General features: G+C 64.5%; 13 protein-coding genes. 5 read left to right on the top strand and 8 right to left on the bottom strand.

What is annotated here, in order from left to right; all coding sequences use genetic code 11:
* Positions 1 to 15 precede the first annotated feature (15 nt).
* The 7 genes from RN02_RS15005 to RN02_RS32365 all read right to left on the bottom strand — a co-directional run bounded on the left by RN02_RS15005 (position 16) and on the right by RN02_RS32365 (position 8,443).
* A complete protein-coding gene (locus RN02_RS15005; protein WP_009618246.1) occupies positions 16 to 1,221 on the bottom strand; it encodes a DUF3322 domain-containing protein in 1,206 nt (401 codons plus the stop codon).
* The gene (locus RN02_RS15000; RefSeq protein WP_043315146.1) at positions 1,218 to 4,595 is read right to left on the bottom strand and encodes an ATP-binding protein; all 3,378 of its coding nucleotides are present in this window, start codon (positions 4,593 to 4,595) and stop codon (positions 1,218 to 1,220) included. Before RN02_RS15000 ends, RN02_RS15005 begins: the two co-directional genes overlap by 4 nt.
* A complete protein-coding gene (locus RN02_RS14995; RefSeq protein WP_009618249.1) occupies positions 4,592 to 5,266 on the bottom strand; it encodes a DUF4194 domain-containing protein in 675 nt (224 codons plus the stop codon). The genes RN02_RS15000 and RN02_RS14995 overlap by 4 nt, the downstream gene beginning before the upstream one ends.
* A 31-nt stretch (positions 5,267 to 5,297) precedes the next feature.
* Entirely contained in the window at positions 5,298 to 6,770 is a 1,473-nt protein-coding gene (locus RN02_RS14990) for a DUF3375 domain-containing protein (protein WP_009618251.1), read from the bottom strand.
* Positions 6,771 to 6,865: 95 nt separating this feature from the next.
* Positions 6,866 to 7,471, bottom strand: a complete 606-nt coding sequence (locus RN02_RS14985) for a type IV toxin-antitoxin system AbiEi family antitoxin domain-containing protein (protein ID WP_043315145.1) — start codon at positions 7,469 to 7,471, stop codon at positions 6,866 to 6,868.
* A 363-nt stretch (positions 7,472 to 7,834) separates the two neighbouring features.
* Positions 7,835 to 8,182, bottom strand: coding sequence for a type II toxin-antitoxin system RelE/ParE family toxin (locus RN02_RS14980; protein ID WP_009618255.1), 348 nt, complete (start codon positions 8,180 to 8,182; stop codon positions 7,835 to 7,837).
* A gap of 9 nt (positions 8,183 to 8,191) precedes the next feature.
* Positions 8,192 to 8,443 (bottom strand): type II toxin-antitoxin system Phd/YefM family antitoxin, encoded by a 252-nt coding sequence (locus RN02_RS32365; protein WP_082033812.1) that lies wholly within the window; start codon positions 8,441 to 8,443, stop codon positions 8,192 to 8,194.
* A gap of 458 nt (positions 8,444 to 8,901) precedes the next feature.
* Between RN02_RS32365 and RN02_RS14975 the strand changes: the two genes are divergently transcribed.
* From RN02_RS14975 to RN02_RS14960, 4 genes are all read left to right on the top strand, one after another.
* The gene (locus RN02_RS14975; RefSeq protein WP_043315144.1) at positions 8,902 to 10,317 is read left to right on the top strand and encodes an amino acid permease; all 1,416 of its coding nucleotides are present in this window, start codon (positions 8,902 to 8,904) and stop codon (positions 10,315 to 10,317) included.
* A 125-nt stretch (positions 10,318 to 10,442) separates the two neighbouring features.
* Entirely contained in the window at positions 10,443 to 10,979 is a 537-nt protein-coding gene (locus tag RN02_RS14970) for a 2,4'-dihydroxyacetophenone dioxygenase family protein (protein ID WP_009618259.1), read from the top strand.
* Positions 10,980 to 11,035: 56 nt separating this feature from the next.
* Positions 11,036 to 11,941, top strand: a complete 906-nt coding sequence (locus RN02_RS14965; protein WP_043315142.1) for a LysR family transcriptional regulator — start codon at positions 11,036 to 11,038, stop codon at positions 11,939 to 11,941.
* 62 nt (positions 11,942 to 12,003) lie between these two features.
* Positions 12,004 to 13,245, top strand: a complete 1,242-nt coding sequence (locus RN02_RS14960) for an aspartate aminotransferase family protein (protein WP_043315141.1) — start codon at positions 12,004 to 12,006, stop codon at positions 13,243 to 13,245.
* 397 nt (positions 13,246 to 13,642) lie between these two features.
* Here RN02_RS14960 and tatA read toward each other — a convergent pair whose 3' ends face one another.
* Positions 13,643 to 13,867: a twin-arginine translocase TatA/TatE family subunit gene (gene tatA / locus RN02_RS14955; RefSeq protein WP_043315140.1), complete on the bottom strand. Its 225-nt coding sequence runs from the start codon at positions 13,865 to 13,867 to the stop codon at positions 13,643 to 13,645.
* Between the two features lie 331 nt (positions 13,868 to 14,198).
* Here tatA and RN02_RS14950 point away from each other — a divergent pair, with 331 nt between their 5' ends.
* Complete coding sequence (locus RN02_RS14950; RefSeq protein ID WP_009618267.1) at positions 14,199 to 15,104, top strand: SphA family protein; 906 nt, start codon at positions 14,199 to 14,201, stop codon at positions 15,102 to 15,104.
* Positions 15,105 to 15,250 lie beyond the last annotated feature (146 nt).

Here is a 15,250-nt window from a genome sequence, read left to right as displayed (position 1 = left end):
CGGCAGGAAATGCCGCTACGGCCGGAAATCGTCCCGGACTGTTGCGACCAACGCCGCGCACAGCCAGCGATAGCCGATGCGTTCCTGTTCCAGCCGCAGTTGTGGCCGGATTCGATCACCGCGCAAGTCGTCGTAGAGAGCGGGTTCATCATCGACCAGTCGGGACAAGGGCAACGTATGGCGTTTGTCGAGGGGCTCCTCACCCCATTGAAGTGCGTGGGCCATCAGGGTGGAGCGGTCCATGAGAAACGAAGCGGCCAGCGGGAAATACTTGCGCAGGCTGTCCAGAATGGCAAAGCCATGGGTATCGATGTCTCCCCAATAGTGCAGAGAGGCGCGATGCAGCCAGTCGGCCCGGGCGAGCGCTCCCCAGCCATAGCCAGCACCGAACACGACGATGGCACCGGACACCGGCGGAAAGGCCAGGAAGTTCACCTCGTTTTCGGTGATGAAGACACGCTGCGCAGGCAGTGCGAGCGCGGCGAAGCTGTCCTCATCCAGGGTGATGTCGGTCAGGCCGGTGCAGCCGGGAAGTTGGGGCAGTTGCGGATCGAGCAAGCGCAGGCGGATGCGAACGGGCTTTTCCAGAAAGCCGTAGCGACGGGCAAACCCGGTCATCCCGGTTGCAGCAGGCTCAATGGCTTCAGTCGGCAAGGCCAGGTCCAGCCACTGAGCCAGCGTACCGCGATGCGCTTCAATGAACTTGCTGTCCACGCCCGGAGCATCGACCTGCCGAAGATAGACGCCGGGGCGCGGATGGGTTTGCACCCAGGCCACCACGGCCAGCAGGCGCGGCCAGTGTTCGGCCAGTGCCAAGGTCTGCAACGGTGCTCTGTGCAGCCACGGCAGCAGTGCGGGTTGCGCTTCGGCAGTTTGCTGCCAGAGCGCCTGGAATCGGTGGGCATCGCCGGTCTTACCGATCATCGCCAGCGCGTCTTCCAGCGTATCGATCCAGAGCGTATCCGGCAGGCGCTGCCGTCCCTGCACCCGGTGCGTCCACTCGCGCCATTCGATGCGCACGAGTGGCATGGCGCTGATGTCGCGCACCCAGCCGCGCACGGCATCGAAACGGTTGCTGAGATCGGCGGCGGACGGCGATTTCAGCGACAGACGCAACGGCCAGCCCAGCGTGCCGTCGCCGACCACGGCACGCAGCAACTCGCCGCGCTGCCACAGCCGTTCGATCTGCGCGCGAAGGTCGGCGGGCTGGCTCCATGTCATACAGCGCCGCCCCTGGCGGCAGCCTTCTGTGCCCGGTATTCCTCGATGCTCAGGCTGCGCAGCCGCGACTCACGGCCGCCTTCGTTGTGCACGAAGCCGACGCTGGACACGTATGGCTCGATGATGTGGATCTTCTGCAGCGGCGTGATGATCAGCAGTTGCAGGTTGAGCTGGCGGAACAGTTCCAGCCCATACTGGGCCGATTCATCCGAGCCGCGCCCGAAGGCTTCGTCGATCACGACAAAACGGAACGAGCGAGAGCGCACCGCCCCCCATTCCAGGCCGAACTGGTAGGCCAGGCTGGCGGCCAGCACGGTATAGGCCAGCTTCTCCTTCTGCCCGCCGGATTTGCCGCCGGAGTCGGAGTAGTGTTCGTGCTCGGCATCGTCCTCGCGCCAGCGCTCGCTGGCGGAAAACAGGAAGCCGTTGCGCACGTCGGTCACCTTCTGCATCCAGCGCCGGTCGATCTCGGCCAGTCCCTCACGCCCCCGGAAGCGGTCGATGATGGCTTTGACCTGCAGGAACTTGGTCTCGGAATACTGTTCGTCTTCCGAGCCGCTCAGCGCGCCTTCGGTGCAGGCACGCAGATCCTGCAGGAAGTCGCGGATCTCCGCATCGGGGCTGGGTTGCGCCAGCAGCCGGATGTAGCGTCCGGGGTTGTAGTCGATCACCTGCAAGGATTGGTTGATGACATCGACCCGCTCCTTGATCGTTTCCCGCTCGCGCGCGAGCTGGGCATTGAAGTTGGCGATCTCGTTGATGGTATTGACGTTGAGCAGTTCCTTGAAACGCGCTTCGAAGCGCGGCAGGTCGTCGTGCTGCAAATCCTTCATCAGTCGCTCGAACTCGGGCAGCGCGGCCAGGCTGATGTCGATCTCGGCGGTCTCTGCCTTGAAGGCCTCCTTGAAACCGCGCATGGCGTTGATGATGCGTTCGGTCAAGCGTGAGAGACGCTTGTCTTCGGCATCGATGCGCGCCTGCAAGCCATTGCGCACGTCCTGTTCGCGGTTGTCGCAGGACTCCACCGTGAGCTGGTGGTCGCCCAGGACTTCGGCGCGCCAGCCCTCAAGAGATTGCAGCAACATGTCGTCGAGTGCGGCTTGCGTCTGGATTTCGAGAGCCTGCGCATGCTGTGCCTGGGCAGTTTCGTGTTTGCTGCGGATTTCTCCGCGTTTGCCTTGTGCCTCGCCAAGATCGTCTTCGATCTCCTTCAGGCGCTCAACGACCTGCGCCAGTTGGCTTTCCAGTTCCCGCAGGGTATCGGAGGCCGCCTTGAGGCGGTCGCGTTCCTCGGTCAGCCGGGCAATCTCGCGTGCCGGTGCCTGCCAGTCGATTTCGCTGTAGCGGGTGAAGACTTCGAGCTTGGCCAAGGCCTCCAGTTGCGCCTGGCATTGCCCGCGCAATCGCTGTGTGTTGGCAATGCGCAGACCGATGTCGCCCAGTTGCTGTTCCAAGCCCTCGCGTTCGTCGCGCAAGATGCGCAGCTTGTCGGCGTTGCTCCAGCCCAGCACGTAGCGGCTGCGGTCGTCGATGCGGCGGCGGTCGTCCTTTTCGTGGCGTCCGCTCGGGTCCTTGATCTGTCCGGCGCGGGTGATGGCGCGGGTCTCGCGGCGGAACTGCTCGGTGTTGTCGCAGCAGGCCAGGTCGAAGCGGTGGTGCAGTTCGCGTTCCAGCCAATCGTAGTGCGGCGTGTCGGGCTTGATGAGCAGCTTGCGCACCAGCGACTGGGGGGGCAGGCTGACGGCCTGCGTGGACTTGCGCGCACGCACGTGGAAGTACACCAGACGCGTGCCAAGGTGCTGGCGTTCCACCCAATCGGCCACGTCCTTGTAGTGCACATCCGGCACCAGCAGGGACAGGCCGAAGCCATGCAGCAGGCGTTCGGCCGCGCCCTCCCAGTCGCGTTCGTCCTCGCGCACCTGGATCAGTTCACCGGCAAAGGGCAGGTCTTCCTCTGCGATGGACAGGGCGGTGCACAATGCCTCGCGGATACGCACTTGGGCCGCGTCGATATTGCTCTTGCGACGCGCAAGGCTGTCGATCTCGTCGCTGAGCGCTTTGTGTTCTTCCTGACCCCGCCGCAGCGCATAGCCGTCTTCATTGATCTGCGTATCGTGGTCCGCAATGCTTGTACGCAGCGCTTCGGCGTGTTCTCCGATGGTGGATCTTTGTGTCATGAAAGCAGCTTCGTCTCCCGGCGCTGCTTCGCCAATGCACGTCAATAGCGTGGTGTACGCGTCGGCTTTCTCCTGCCGTTGCTGTTTCTCGGCCTCCTGCTGCTGAATGGCGGCAGCGAGTTGTTGCAGCCGGTCGCCGCCGTTCTCGCGCAGTGCGCCTTCGAGTTTCCCCTGCTCGATTCGGGCGTTGTCTCGTTGCTCTCCCAATTGCTTGATGCGGGCATCCCAGCGCGTCGCATCCTGAGTCAACAATTCCAGGCGCCTCTCCAGCAATGCTGCCTTCAAACCGGCAAAGTACGGGCGTAATGCATCGCGTCCTTGGCGCAGCGCCTGGATCTCGCCGGTGATTTGCCCGTGGCGAAGGCCATCCTCCACCAGCGGAGCCAACAACTCGATCTGGCGCTTGGCCTTGAGTACCGACTGGTGGGCGCGGTCGAGGTCATCGAAATGGCCGAGCAGTGCCTCGATGCGGCGCCCTACGTCGAACGGTTCGAGCATGTGGCTGCGCACGAAATCGGTCAGATTGCCAACCGATTTCATGGAAACCGTCTGATGGAACAGTTCCAGTGCCTGCTCGTGCTCGATGCCGAAGCGGCGGCGGAACCAGGCGCCGTAGGGCGGGAAGCTGTCGTTCAGTTCGCAGCCCATCGCGCGTAACTTCTTGCGCAGGCCGTTGATGTCGCTGCCGAATCCGGAAAAGTGCTCGGTGATGGACAGTTCCCGCTCTACAGCCACGAACAAGCGCGCAGGCTGGCCCTGTGGTTCGCGAAACCAGAAGACTTGCGCCAGTGTGACCGCCTGGCCGTAGCCTTCGTTGCGGAATACACCCAGGATCACGCTGTAGCTGGTGGTGTCGCGTAGCGCCACCGGGCGGGTGCTGCCGGTGGTTTCGTTGCGCTCGCTCTTGTAGTGGCCCAGCACGTAGGACCGCAGTGATCGTTCACGCGTCTCGGCGCCTGCAGCCTTGTTGTAGGCGATGCGTTGCGCCGGCACCAGCAGCGTGGTGACGGCATCGACCAGGGTGGATTTGCCCGAACCGATGTCGCCAGTCAGCAGGCCGTTGCGCCCATCGAGTTCATAGCGCCAGACACGCCGGTCGAATGTGCCCCAGTTCAGGACTTCCAGCCGCTGCAGGCGAAAGCCGACGCGGCTGTCGTCGGCCACGAAATCGAGCTCCTGTGGCGAAAAATCGTTCATCGGCCGGCTTCCTTGTCGCGATCGGCACCTGACAATGCGGTGCGATAGCCCTCCAGGCGTGCATCGAAGTCGGCCAGCCACTGTGCATCGACGAACGCCTTGAGGATGCGCCGTACCTCGTAGCGAGTTGCCTGCTGAGCTGCGCCAGCAGCGGGCTTGAGCTTGCGCAGATAACCCAGTTCCACCACCTTGGTGATGGTCGAATCCACTTGGTCGATGAGGCGCGCCTCGTTGGTGCCGTCCGGCAGGAACACGCGCATCAATTCGGCGATCTCCTCGCGCGACAGCACCAGCCGGGTATCGCCGCCGCTGGCGTCGGATTCGGCCATGCGCTTGCGCAGCAAGGCCAGCATCAGGCTGACCGGGTAGGACAGCGGCCGTCGCGCGATCAGGCGTGGCGGACGGGGTGTGGCGTCCGCATGCTCCGGCTCCGGCTGACTTTTGAGGAAGGCGTAACCCTCGGCTTCGTCCAGTACCAGATCCAGCAACAGCACCGCCGCCTGCTCCCGCACCCGCGCTTGCAGGCTCAGCAGGCTGGCCCACAGGCGCTCGTCGTCCTGACGGTACAACACGCCTTTGAGCAAATGCACCATCAGTTGCGAGAGTTCCGCGACAACGGGCGGGCGGGACTCGGTACTGCCTTCTGGATCATCCTGGTGCATGTCGTTCATGGCTCTTCGCTCTATCCGTCGCAGCTTGCATTCAACGCGCAAAAATAACGCGGGGCATTCGCGCCCGCCGTCGTACCGTTGAGCCATCGCTGTCCTGCATGGCCCATTCGACGATCTCCTGCACATCGTCATCCACCGTGGCCCTGAGGCCATCCAGCCCGCGGCTGCCCGCGTGCGCCAGTTCCAGCCAGGTCACCAGCTCGGCCAATCCCTGTTGCAGCGGCTGCGTCTCCAGCAACGCGCGCAAGCTGATCTGCGACTGCTGCCGCAATGCCTGCCGCAGGGCCTGACGCAGGCGGGTCTTGTCCACGACGTGCTGGTCGAACAGGCGTGCGGTGTCGATGTCGTCGTCACCGTCCTCAAGGACCAGTTCCGCCAGGCGTGGCTTGGCATGAAGCGCGAACAGGGGGCGTTCCTGCGGCAAGGCGATGTCCGCGCCCATCTCGTCGAGGCGTATCACGTCGCCGGCCGGAGGCATGTCGCGCAAGGCCAGCGCCTTGGTTTCGATGCCGTGCAAGAGTTCGAGGATGCGGCGGTTTTCCTGGAAGGCCCGGTCATCCAGGAAGCGGCGCAGTTGTTGCGACAACTGCGCTACCGTGCGTTGGGTATGTTCGCCCGCTTCCAGCCAATCGTGGTGCACCCGGCGGGTGCGCGGCTCCGGCTTGAGCGCAACCACGGCGGGCAGGCCGAGGATCTGGTCGAGCCGTGCGGACAGTTCTTCCTGGCGACGGCTGGACATCAGGAAGTCCCAGAATGCACGGAAGCTGCGCCCCTGGTCGGAATCCCCGATGGCGTCGCGCTCGCCCATGACCTCGTCGAGCAGCGCCCCCTTGCTCCCGTCCCACAACGCGATCTTCTCGCGGACGCTGCGGTCGAGTTGGCGGAAGTTGTGTTCCACCTGGCGAAAATCGCTCAGCAGTTCGCGCGCCAACTGCTGGAATTGCAGGAAGCGATCCTTGATGGCCGTGTCATCCATGAGCGGCACATCGCCGGACAGGACGCGGCCAATCTCGGCGTCGATCTCATCGCGCTTGCGGCGCAGTTCCTCCAGGCGCTTGGCTGGATCGGCCTCGCTTCCGGTGCTGATCTGCTCCAGCAGCGCGAACAAGGTCAGCAGGCGCGATTCGGTACCGACGAAAGGCCGTTCGGTCAGCGACACCAGCCAGGCGATGGCCTTTTCCGTGGCAGGGGTGAGATCGAACTGGGCCTCGTCGGTGCCGGGCTTGTAGAATTTGCGCAGCCAGCCCTTGTCCGGCGCGCACCAGTCATTCAGGTATTCGGTTGCGGCTTTCGGATACGCCTCGGCACCGAGCTGTTCGCGCAGGGCAAACAACTCGTCTTCCAGCATTTCGGCCAGATCCGCTTCGCTCGTCAGCCGCACGTTCGGTGCAACGAACACCCGGTACAGGAAGCTTGCTACCAATGGCGCATGTGGCGAGGCGAGCAATCGCCATGCAGGATGCCGATCGCGGTATGTCGTGAGCGTGAGGTGGTCCAGTGCCATGATGGGCTGCCTATTCGAGCCGTTCGTTGACAACGACGTCTCGATCCGAATTTACGGATCGGCTCGCCCGGCAAGCGTGAATCAAGGCAGCGTGGTCACTCATGCGAAACCGCCTCCAGGTAAGGACGCATGACATTTGCGACCCGACAGACCTTGGCATGGCGCCATAGGTCATCGGCTGAAGCCTTGCGTGTCCTCCAGGCAGCTGCCTCAATGGCCACGTCCAGGCCGATCTGGTTGCGGTGCTTGAAGCAGTCCGCCACGGTTTTTGCGGTACTGTAGATCCGCAGTCTAGCGCCGTCGCGTTCGTGCTCATCAATGCCCGAGGCATAGGCATCACCCGCCATCTGCACCATCTTGATCGGCGGCTGCTCGATACGTGGGGTGTGGCTGCCGCGAGGCATGGCAATCCAAACCTGGCGAGGCAGTTGCGTGGTCAGTTCGTGGAACTGGAGTGCCGTCAGCAAGCAGAACACGGCTTTGGGAACCTTGACTGCAATCGTGGCAAGGTCCTCGTGCTCGGACATGGGGGTGCCTGGCAAACGGTAGAGGCCGCGCCCGACACGCTCCAACTGCCCGGAAGTAGACAGACGTGTCAGCACCACCCGCGGCGCGCCGATGGTGTCCAAGTCGCTGGTGCGCAGGAAGCCCTGCTTGTGGAGCAGGGCAAGAGCGCGCTGGGCATGTGAGGATCTTTCCATCGTCCCAAAGGTGTTCCTTGATTTCGTTGATCTTATACATCAAACGATAGAATGAAACTCGCCTGCCTGGAGCGCGCGTTGAGGACTGATCGCGAATGTCCGCAGACAAATGCGGACAGGATCTGGTTGCCGATGCGGTTCGACCGGTACATGATCTGGCCTGATTCCGTAGCGCCAACGGAATAAACCCGTTATCAATCAACGATATGAGTGCGGCGTGATGTTCCCTTCGCCCGCTCCAGAACACCCTGCCAAGCCCCTGAAATGCCTAGCGTTTCGGGGGTTTTGCTTTTTCGGGGCCAGGAAGGTGTCGAAAAAGTGTCGAGGCATACTTGCTCATACGCACTCGGGCGCAGAGAGCCATCACCCGATAGGCCCCACCAAGCAGTAGCGAATCAATTGCTGTTCCACACTCTGCTTCTGGCGTAAGACCAGGATAACCGCGACCTCGCCTTGCTCTTCGTGTAGTTCGTAAAAGACGCGATAAGGGCCGGTATTGAGTTCGCGATAGTTCAACACCCCCAAAAGGCTTGCCTGCTGGCTGATTGGGTAACCTTGGGGTGTAAGAGAAATCTTCTCTTCAATCTCATCCAAAAGGCTCAGCACTGACTGGAGTGCAGCCTGCGAACCTTGGAATTGAGCCAAGTGGTGTACTTGGTCTTCGATGCTTTGTTCTGCGGTATCGGTGAGACGGATGACGAGCTTGGACATCGAGCCTCCTTATTCTGGTTGATCGAACCTCCTGGAAAGACGAGCTTTCAGCTCATCTACAGAGCGATGTTTGCCTTCTGCGTATTGACGAGAGCCGATCGCAAGCAGCTTCACCAACGCAATTGCTTCGTCACGTTGCTTTCGTTCTGCATATGACTCAATCACGTAGGCAGGAACACCGTTCTGTGTGACGACCATTGGCTCGGATAAATCCAGGTCGGCCGCATGGCGTTTCAAATAACTAATTGTCTCGACTCGCATGAGTCGGTACCTCCATTGCTGTGGGAACACTCAAGGCCTGGAACTCAGGTTCTACGGTGTTCGAACTCCACCAGGCTCCATATCCAGGCAACTGATGGGATTCACACGTCGACAGTTGAACCTGCCGATCGGTTTCGTATCGTAGCCTGAATTCGGACCGAATTTGAACCGTCTGCGGACGCTTTTTTCTTTGCCTCTGCCAACACTGTGACGTTCAGCCTATGAGCGGGTTGAATCGCGCATCACTACCCAAATGGCGATTGCTTCAATGAGCAGCGCGGCTCCGACTGCACCGAGTCCTTCGGCTATCCCTCATCCCTAGCTGTGAACCCAGTTCACAGCCCCTATGCCACCAACAGGGATTATCACCCCGCCCCCGGCTCCCTACCCTGCGCAGACCAAGGCCCATGAGGCCCTGGACAATCACAAGAACAATCCTGCGTGCCGAGGTGCTGTCGATGAACGCGACGCCTGAGAACCCACCCAAGAACCGCCTGGGCCACGGCCTGAAGAGCCGCCAGGTGACCATGATTTCCATCGGCGGCGTGATCGGCGCCGGGCTTTTCGTCGGTTCCTCCAATGCCATCGCCACTGCCGGGCCGGCGGTGTTGCTGGCCTATCTGCTGGCTGCGGTCATCGTCGTGCTGGTGATGCAGATGCTCGGCGAGATGGCCACCGCGCGGCCGGACACCGGCTCCTTCTCGTCCTATGCCGACCAGGCCATGGGGCGCTGGGCCGGGTTTTCCATCGGCTGGCTGTACTGGTGGTTCTACGTGCTGGTGATCAGCATCGAGGCCATAGTCGCCGGCAACATCCTCGCGCCCTGGCTGGGCGTGGCGCCCTGGGTGGCGGCGCTGGGCATCACCCTGGCGCTGACGCTGTGCAACTGCCTGAGCGTCGGCAACTTCGGCGAGCTGGAGTACTGGCTGGCGTTGTTCAAGGTGGTTTCCATCGTCGGCTTCATCGTCCTCGGCGTGCTGGCGATCTTCGGCTTGCTGCCGGGTTCTTCCACTTCCGGCGTGCAGCACCTGTATGCCGACGGCGGTTTCATGCCCAAGGGCCCGGTGTCGGTGGTGGCGGCCATGCTCACGGCGATGTTCAGCTTCCAGGGCAGCGAGATCGTGACCATCGCCGCCGCCGAGACCAAGGAGCCGCGCGCCAATATCCGCAAGGCGATCCGCGCGGTGGTCTGGCGCCTGGGCCTGTTCTACCTTGGCTCGATGCTGGTGGTGGTGTGCCTGGTGCCGTGGAATGCCCCGGGGCTGGCGCAGGGTTCCTACCAGTCGGTGCTGGCGGCGATGAACATTCCCTACGCGCCGCAGATCATGAGCGTGGTGGTGCTGGTGGCGGTGAGCAGTTGCCTGAACTCGGCGATCTACACCGCCTCGCGCATGGCCTACTCGCTGGCCTATCGCGGCGATGCGCCGCGCGCCTGGGGCCGCACCAACCGCCGCGGCGTGCCGCTGGGCGCGGTGCTGAGCACAGCCGGCGCGGCCCTGCTGGCGCTGGGCGCGAACTACCTGCCGCCCAAGGAGGTGTTCGACTTCCTGCTCGCCTCCAGCGGCGCCATCGCCCTGCTGATGTACCTGGTGATCGCCATCACCCAGCTGTGCATGCGCCGCAAGCTGCGCGCCAGCGGCGAGCCCCTGGCGGTGGAGATGTGGGCCTTCCCCTGGCTGACCCTGGCGACCATCGCGCTGATCGTCGGCATCCTGGCGATCATGTCGGTGTTCCCCGGCCACCGCGGAGAACTGCTCACCACCCTGGGCCTGAGCGCCGTGCTGGCGGGCATCGGCCTGTACCTGCAGAAGCGCCAGCCGCAGCTCTCCGCGCAGCGCGCACAGGGCGGCTTCGGCAAACTGGCGGCGCTGTGACGCCGCTTCACAACGCCTGTGCCGGCGGCCCGGTTTTTCCGCCGTCGGCGCACACCTAACCTGCCCGTGGCGCGGCTCGCCGAGCCCGCCGTGGCCTTCCCCAACTGCCTGATAGAGAGTGATCGATGAGCATCGCGATGAAGCCGGACGAACTGGCGATTCCCTACCAACTGCCGCAGGTGCCGTTCATGGCGCCGGACATGGTCCTGCCCGGCGTGCTGGACCAGTGGCTGGAGGACGACCGGCTGTGGGTCCCGGTGACCGCCAGCGTCTCCTTCAAGCCGCTGCTGCTGAGCGTGAGCGGCGGCTACTACATCAACCTGCTGCGCGTGCGCCAGAGCGGCGTGCTGTCGCGCCATCGCCACACCGGCGGCGTGCACGCGCTGGTGCTCAAGGGCCGCTGGTGGTACCTGGAGCACGACTGGATCGCCGAGCAGGGCTCCTTCGCCTTCGAGCCGCCGGGCGAGACCCACACCCTGTTCGTGCCCGAGGACGTCGAGGAAATGATCACCTGGTTCCACGTCCAGGGTGGCTACACCTACGTCGACCCGCAGGGCGTGGCGGTGGGCTACGAGGACGTCTTCACCAAGCTGGAGGCGGCGCGCCGGCACTACGCATCCATCGGCCTGGGCGAGGACTACGTCGAGCGCTTCATCCGCTGAAGCGGGCCGGCACGGCGGGCGCTATGCTCGCCGCCACGGCGCATCGAGGACCGGACATGGACAACTATTCGCAACTGCTGGCCTTCATCTGGGCGGTCGAACACGGCAATTTCTCCGCCGCGGCGCGCGCCCACGAGATGACGCCTTCGGCGGTCAGCAAGCTGATCGGCCGCCTGGAGGATCGCCTGCAGGTGCGCCTGTTCCAGCGCGGCACGCGGAGCCTGACACTGACCGAGGAGGGCGCCGCCTACCTGCGCAGCGCCCGCGCCGTGGTGGAGGCGATGGCCGAGGCGGACTCGCTGGCCGAGGCGCTGCCGACGCGGGTCAGCGGCACCCTGCGCATCCACACCATGACCACCTTCGCCAAGCACCAGATAGCGCCCTGGCTGCCGGAGTTCCTCGACCGCTACCCGGCGCTGCAGGTGGAGATCCAGGTCGGCGCGCAGTACGTCGACCAGTTCGAGCAGGGCCTGGACCTGGCCATCCACAGCGGCGTGCTGCCGGACTCCAGCCGGGTGACCCGGCGCCTGGGCGAGACGCAGTGGATCACCTGCGCCGCCCCGGCCTACCTGGCGCGCTGCGGCACGCCCCGCCACCCGCAGGAGTTGCTGCGCCACCGTTGCTTCCAGTTCAGCTTCGACAGCCCGTGGAACCGCTGGAGCTTCCGCGCAGGCCCGGAGCGCCTGAACGTGCCGGTGATGCCCGCGGCGACCTTCGCCCAGGGCGACCTGTTGCGCGACATGGCCCTGGCCGGCGCCGGCATCGTGCGCCTGGCCGACTTCCACATCGGCGCCGACATCCGCGCCGGCCGCCTGGTGCAGGTGCTGGAGGAATACCCCAGCGATTTGTGCGAGCCGGTGTACCTGATCTATGCCAACCGCAAGCACCTGAGCCCGAGGATCAAGGTCTTCCGCGACTTCCTCGAACAGCGCCTGCGGGAGGCACCCTGGCGCCTGTCCTAGGGCAGGCCGTTACGACCCATTCACGAGGCGCCCGCACGGCGGGCGCGATGCAGGAGTAGACCATGGCCCATCTGGTGGGTGACGTATCCAGCGCCGCGCGCATTCTTCCCGACCTGGACGGCGAGAAGCTGTTCATCCAGCGGGGCAGGGGAGCCTACCTCTGGGATGCCCAGGGGCGGCGCTACATCGATACCGCGCTGGGCTTCGGCGCGGTGCTGCTCGGCCATTCCGAGCCGGCGGTGATCGAGGCGGTGGGCACTGCCCTGCAGGATGCCGCCGCGCCGTCCTGGGCCCACGTGCGCGAGCATGCCGCCGCCGACTGCCTGGCGCGCCACGGCGGCGCGCTCGACAAGGTGATCTTCACCAACTCCGGCAGCGAGGCGGTGCACCTGGCCTGCCGCGCGGCGCGCGCCTACACCGGCCGGCCGCGCATCGCCAAGATGGCCGCCGGCTTCGACGGCTGGTTCGACGAGGTGACCCTGGGCAACGTCGGCTCCGCCGAAGCCACCTTCGCCCCTGGCGAGCGCCCGGCGAGCGAGCGCCTGACGCTGCTGCGCTACAACGATTTCGACGACGTCGAGCGGCTGTTCGCCGAGCACCACGACATCGCCGCCGTACTGCTCGAACCCATGCTGGCCAACGCCGGCTGCATCATGGCCGCGCCCGGCTACCTGGCGCACGTGCAGCGTGTGGCCCACGCCCATGGCGCGCTGGTGATCAGCGACGAGGTGCTGATGGGCTTCCGCCGTCACGCCGGGCTGAGCAGCCTGTACGAGGGGCTGGACCCGGACCTGGCCAGCGTCGGCAAGGCCATCGGCAACGGCGTGCCGGTCGCGGCGGTGCTGGGCAAGGCGCACATCCTGGCCGGCTTCGAGGAAGGCCGGGTACTGCGCGGCGGCACCTTCAGCGGCAACCCCATGGCCTGCGCGGCGGTGCAGGCAACGCTGGCGCAGTTCGAAGACGCCGACTACGCCGCGCTGATGGCGCGTGGCGAGGCGCTTCGCAGCTGGATCGAGCGGCTGTTCCGCGAACACGGCCTGCCCCTGTCCACCAGCGGCTACGGCAACGTCTTCGGCCTCTGGCCGGCCGAGCGGGCGCCGCGGGATTTCGACGAAGCCGCGCGCATCGCCAACCCCGGCTTCAGCAAGGCGCTGCATCTGGAACTGCGCCGCGCGGGCCTGCTGCTGATGCCGTCGCCCTATGGCCGGCTGTACCTGTCCTTCGCCCACACCGATGCGGTGGTCGAGGAGATGAAGGCGGCGTTCGAGCAGGCGGTGGGGCGTTTGGCCGAGGTGCTCTTGTAGGAGGGAGCTTGCTCGCGAACAAGCGCGGTGCCATGCGGTTCGCGAGCAAGCTCGCTCCTACGAAAAGCCGTGCTCGCCTGCAACGTAGGAGCGGAGCTTCTCCGCGATAGCCGGAGGCTCCGGCGCGCTTCGCGGATGAGATCCGCTCCTACGCTGCCCCACCTGCGCCATTCCCTTGTAGGAGCGCGCCCTGCGCGCGAAATCGCGGGCAGGGCCCGTGCGGGAATGCGTGGTGTTTTTCCCGTAGGAACGGAGCTTCTCCGCGATAGCCGGAGGCTCCGGCGCGATTCGCGGATGAGATCCGCTCCTACGCTGCCCCACCTGCGCCATTCCCCTGTAGGAGCGCGCCCTGCGCGCGAAATCGCGGGCAGGGCCCGCTCCTACAGGTTGTGGGCTTTCAGGCTTGCTGGCGGGCGCTTTCCTGCAGCCGCCGGGGCTCGGCGATGGCTTCTTCCCCGGCCAGCTTCTGCGCCGCCGGCTCGTCGTCGGCGTTGACCGAGCGGCGGAAGCCCTTGATGGCTTCGCCGAGGTCGCTGCCCAGGTGTTTCACCCGCTTGCTGCCGAATACCAGCAGCGCCACCAGCAGCAGGACCAGCCAGTGTTTCCAGTCGAATATGCCCATCACCATGTCTCCAGATCGCGGTTCGGTTGTTGTTATTGGCGCCTGCATTTTTGGTGGGTGGGTTCTGGGGAAGAAGGCACTATCCAACAGATAACCTGGACTTTTCGTGGATCGTGCGGGTGGCCGATCTACGGCGGGAGGGCAGGGCTGGAGACTTTTCCGCGAGGAGTGGAATTTTCTTAAGAGTATTCGCTTGGCTTGTCCGCTGAATATTTATAACTAATTGATTTTTAAGTGTTTAACTCGTGGCATGGTAATTGATTGGGGATCGCCGGCGCGGCACGCAAGTGGCCGCGCGCCAATCCGATAACAACAAAAGGCCGGCACTCCCATGTTCGATCAATCCGTTCGCCTTCGCGTATCCCGCCTCGCCTGCGCCATGCTCCTGGCCGGCGCCGCCACCTCGGCCCTCGCCACGGAGGGCGGCACCTCCTCCTGGCCCATGGGCATCGAGATCTACGGGATGGGCATCCTTCCACCGCCTGGCACCTACGCCCAACTGTTCGCGGGCAACTACCTGGCCGATACATTGCGCGACAACGGCGGCCACAAGGCCGCCGACATCGACCTGCGTGTCTCCACCCTGGTGCCGCGTTTCGTCTGGGTGACCGAGCAGAAGGTGCTGGGCGGCGACCTCGGCTTCCATGCCCTGCTGCCGCTCACCGACATGCGCCTGAACATCAAGAATGGCCCCCACGACCACAAGCGCGGCATCGGCGACGCCCACCTGGGGCCGGTGATCGGCTTCCACCCGAGCGAGAAGTTCCACGTGGCCACCGGCGTCGACTTCGTGCTGCCCACCGGCAGCTACGACAAGGACGACATCATCAACCTGGGCACCCACTACTACACCGTGCAGGCGGTGCTGGCGATGACCTACGTGGACCCGGCGGGGCCCAACGCCGACATCCGCCTGATGCACGACTACAACTTCGAGAACCGCGCCACCGACTACCAGTCCGGCCGCGAACTGCACGCCGACTACACCCTCGGCTGGGGCATGGGCAACGGCTGGGTGCTCGGCGTCGGCGGCCACGCCTACCAGCAGATCAGCGACGACAAGCTCGATGGCCATACCGTCGAGGACTCCCGCGGACGGACCTTCTCCATCGGCCCGGCGGTGCAGTATGCGAGCAAGGACGGCTGGTTCTTCAGCGCCAAGTGGCAGGACGATACGGGCGTGCGCAACCGGCCGGATGGGCAGACCTTCTGGTTCAAGTTCACTACGCCGCTCTAAAAGCCCGAGGGCTTTTCGTAGGAGCGGAGCTTCTCCGCGATAGCCGGGACCATCGGCGCGATTCGCGGATGAGATCCGCTCCTACGCTGCCCCGCCTACGCCATTCCCCTGTAGGAGCGCGCCCTGCGCGCGAATCGCGGACAAGG

Source organism: Pseudomonas sp. PI1, assembly GCF_000812405.1.
GTDB classification, from domain to species: Bacteria; Pseudomonadota; Gammaproteobacteria; order Pseudomonadales; family Pseudomonadaceae; genus Pseudomonas; species Pseudomonas citronellolis.
The sequence above is the reverse complement of the archived record's forward strand: the minus strand, read 5'-3'. Positions and strand labels throughout refer to the sequence as shown.

What these genes read in the sequence shown, in the direction of transcription:
- RN02_RS15005 (WP_009618246.1), bottom strand. Translation starts at nt 1,221, where the DNA reads ATGACATGGAGCCAGCCCGCCGACCTTCGCGCGCAGATCGAACGGCTG.
- RN02_RS15000 (WP_043315146.1), bottom strand. Translation starts at nt 4,595, where the DNA reads ATGAACGATTTTTCGCCACAGGAGCTCGATTTCGTGGCCGACGACAGC.
- RN02_RS14995 (WP_009618249.1), bottom strand. Translation starts at nt 5,266, where the DNA reads ATGAACGACATGCACCAGGATGATCCAGAAGGCAGTACCGAGTCCCGC.
- RN02_RS14990 (WP_009618251.1), bottom strand. Translation starts at nt 6,770, where the DNA reads ATGGCACTGGACCACCTCACGCTCACGACATACCGCGATCGGCATCCT.
- RN02_RS14985 (WP_043315145.1), bottom strand. Translation starts at nt 7,471, where the DNA reads ATGGAAAGATCCTCACATGCCCAGCGCGCTCTTGCCCTGCTCCACAAG.
- RN02_RS14980 (WP_009618255.1), bottom strand. Translation starts at nt 8,182, where the DNA reads ATGTCCAAGCTCGTCATCCGTCTCACCGATACCGCAGAACAAAGCATC.
- RN02_RS32365 (WP_082033812.1), bottom strand. Translation starts at nt 8,443, where the DNA reads ATGCGAGTCGAGACAATTAGTTATTTGAAACGCCATGCGGCCGACCTG.
- RN02_RS14975 (WP_043315144.1), top strand. Translation starts at nt 8,902, where the DNA reads ATGAACGCGACGCCTGAGAACCCACCCAAGAACCGCCTGGGCCACGGC.
- RN02_RS14970 (WP_009618259.1), top strand. Translation starts at nt 10,443, where the DNA reads ATGAGCATCGCGATGAAGCCGGACGAACTGGCGATTCCCTACCAACTG.
- RN02_RS14965 (WP_043315142.1), top strand. Translation starts at nt 11,036, where the DNA reads ATGGACAACTATTCGCAACTGCTGGCCTTCATCTGGGCGGTCGAACAC.
- RN02_RS14960 (WP_043315141.1), top strand. Translation starts at nt 12,004, where the DNA reads ATGGCCCATCTGGTGGGTGACGTATCCAGCGCCGCGCGCATTCTTCCC.
- tatA (WP_043315140.1), bottom strand. Translation starts at nt 13,867, where the DNA reads ATGGGCATATTCGACTGGAAACACTGGCTGGTCCTGCTGCTGGTGGCG.
- RN02_RS14950 (WP_009618267.1), top strand. Translation starts at nt 14,199, where the DNA reads ATGTTCGATCAATCCGTTCGCCTTCGCGTATCCCGCCTCGCCTGCGCC.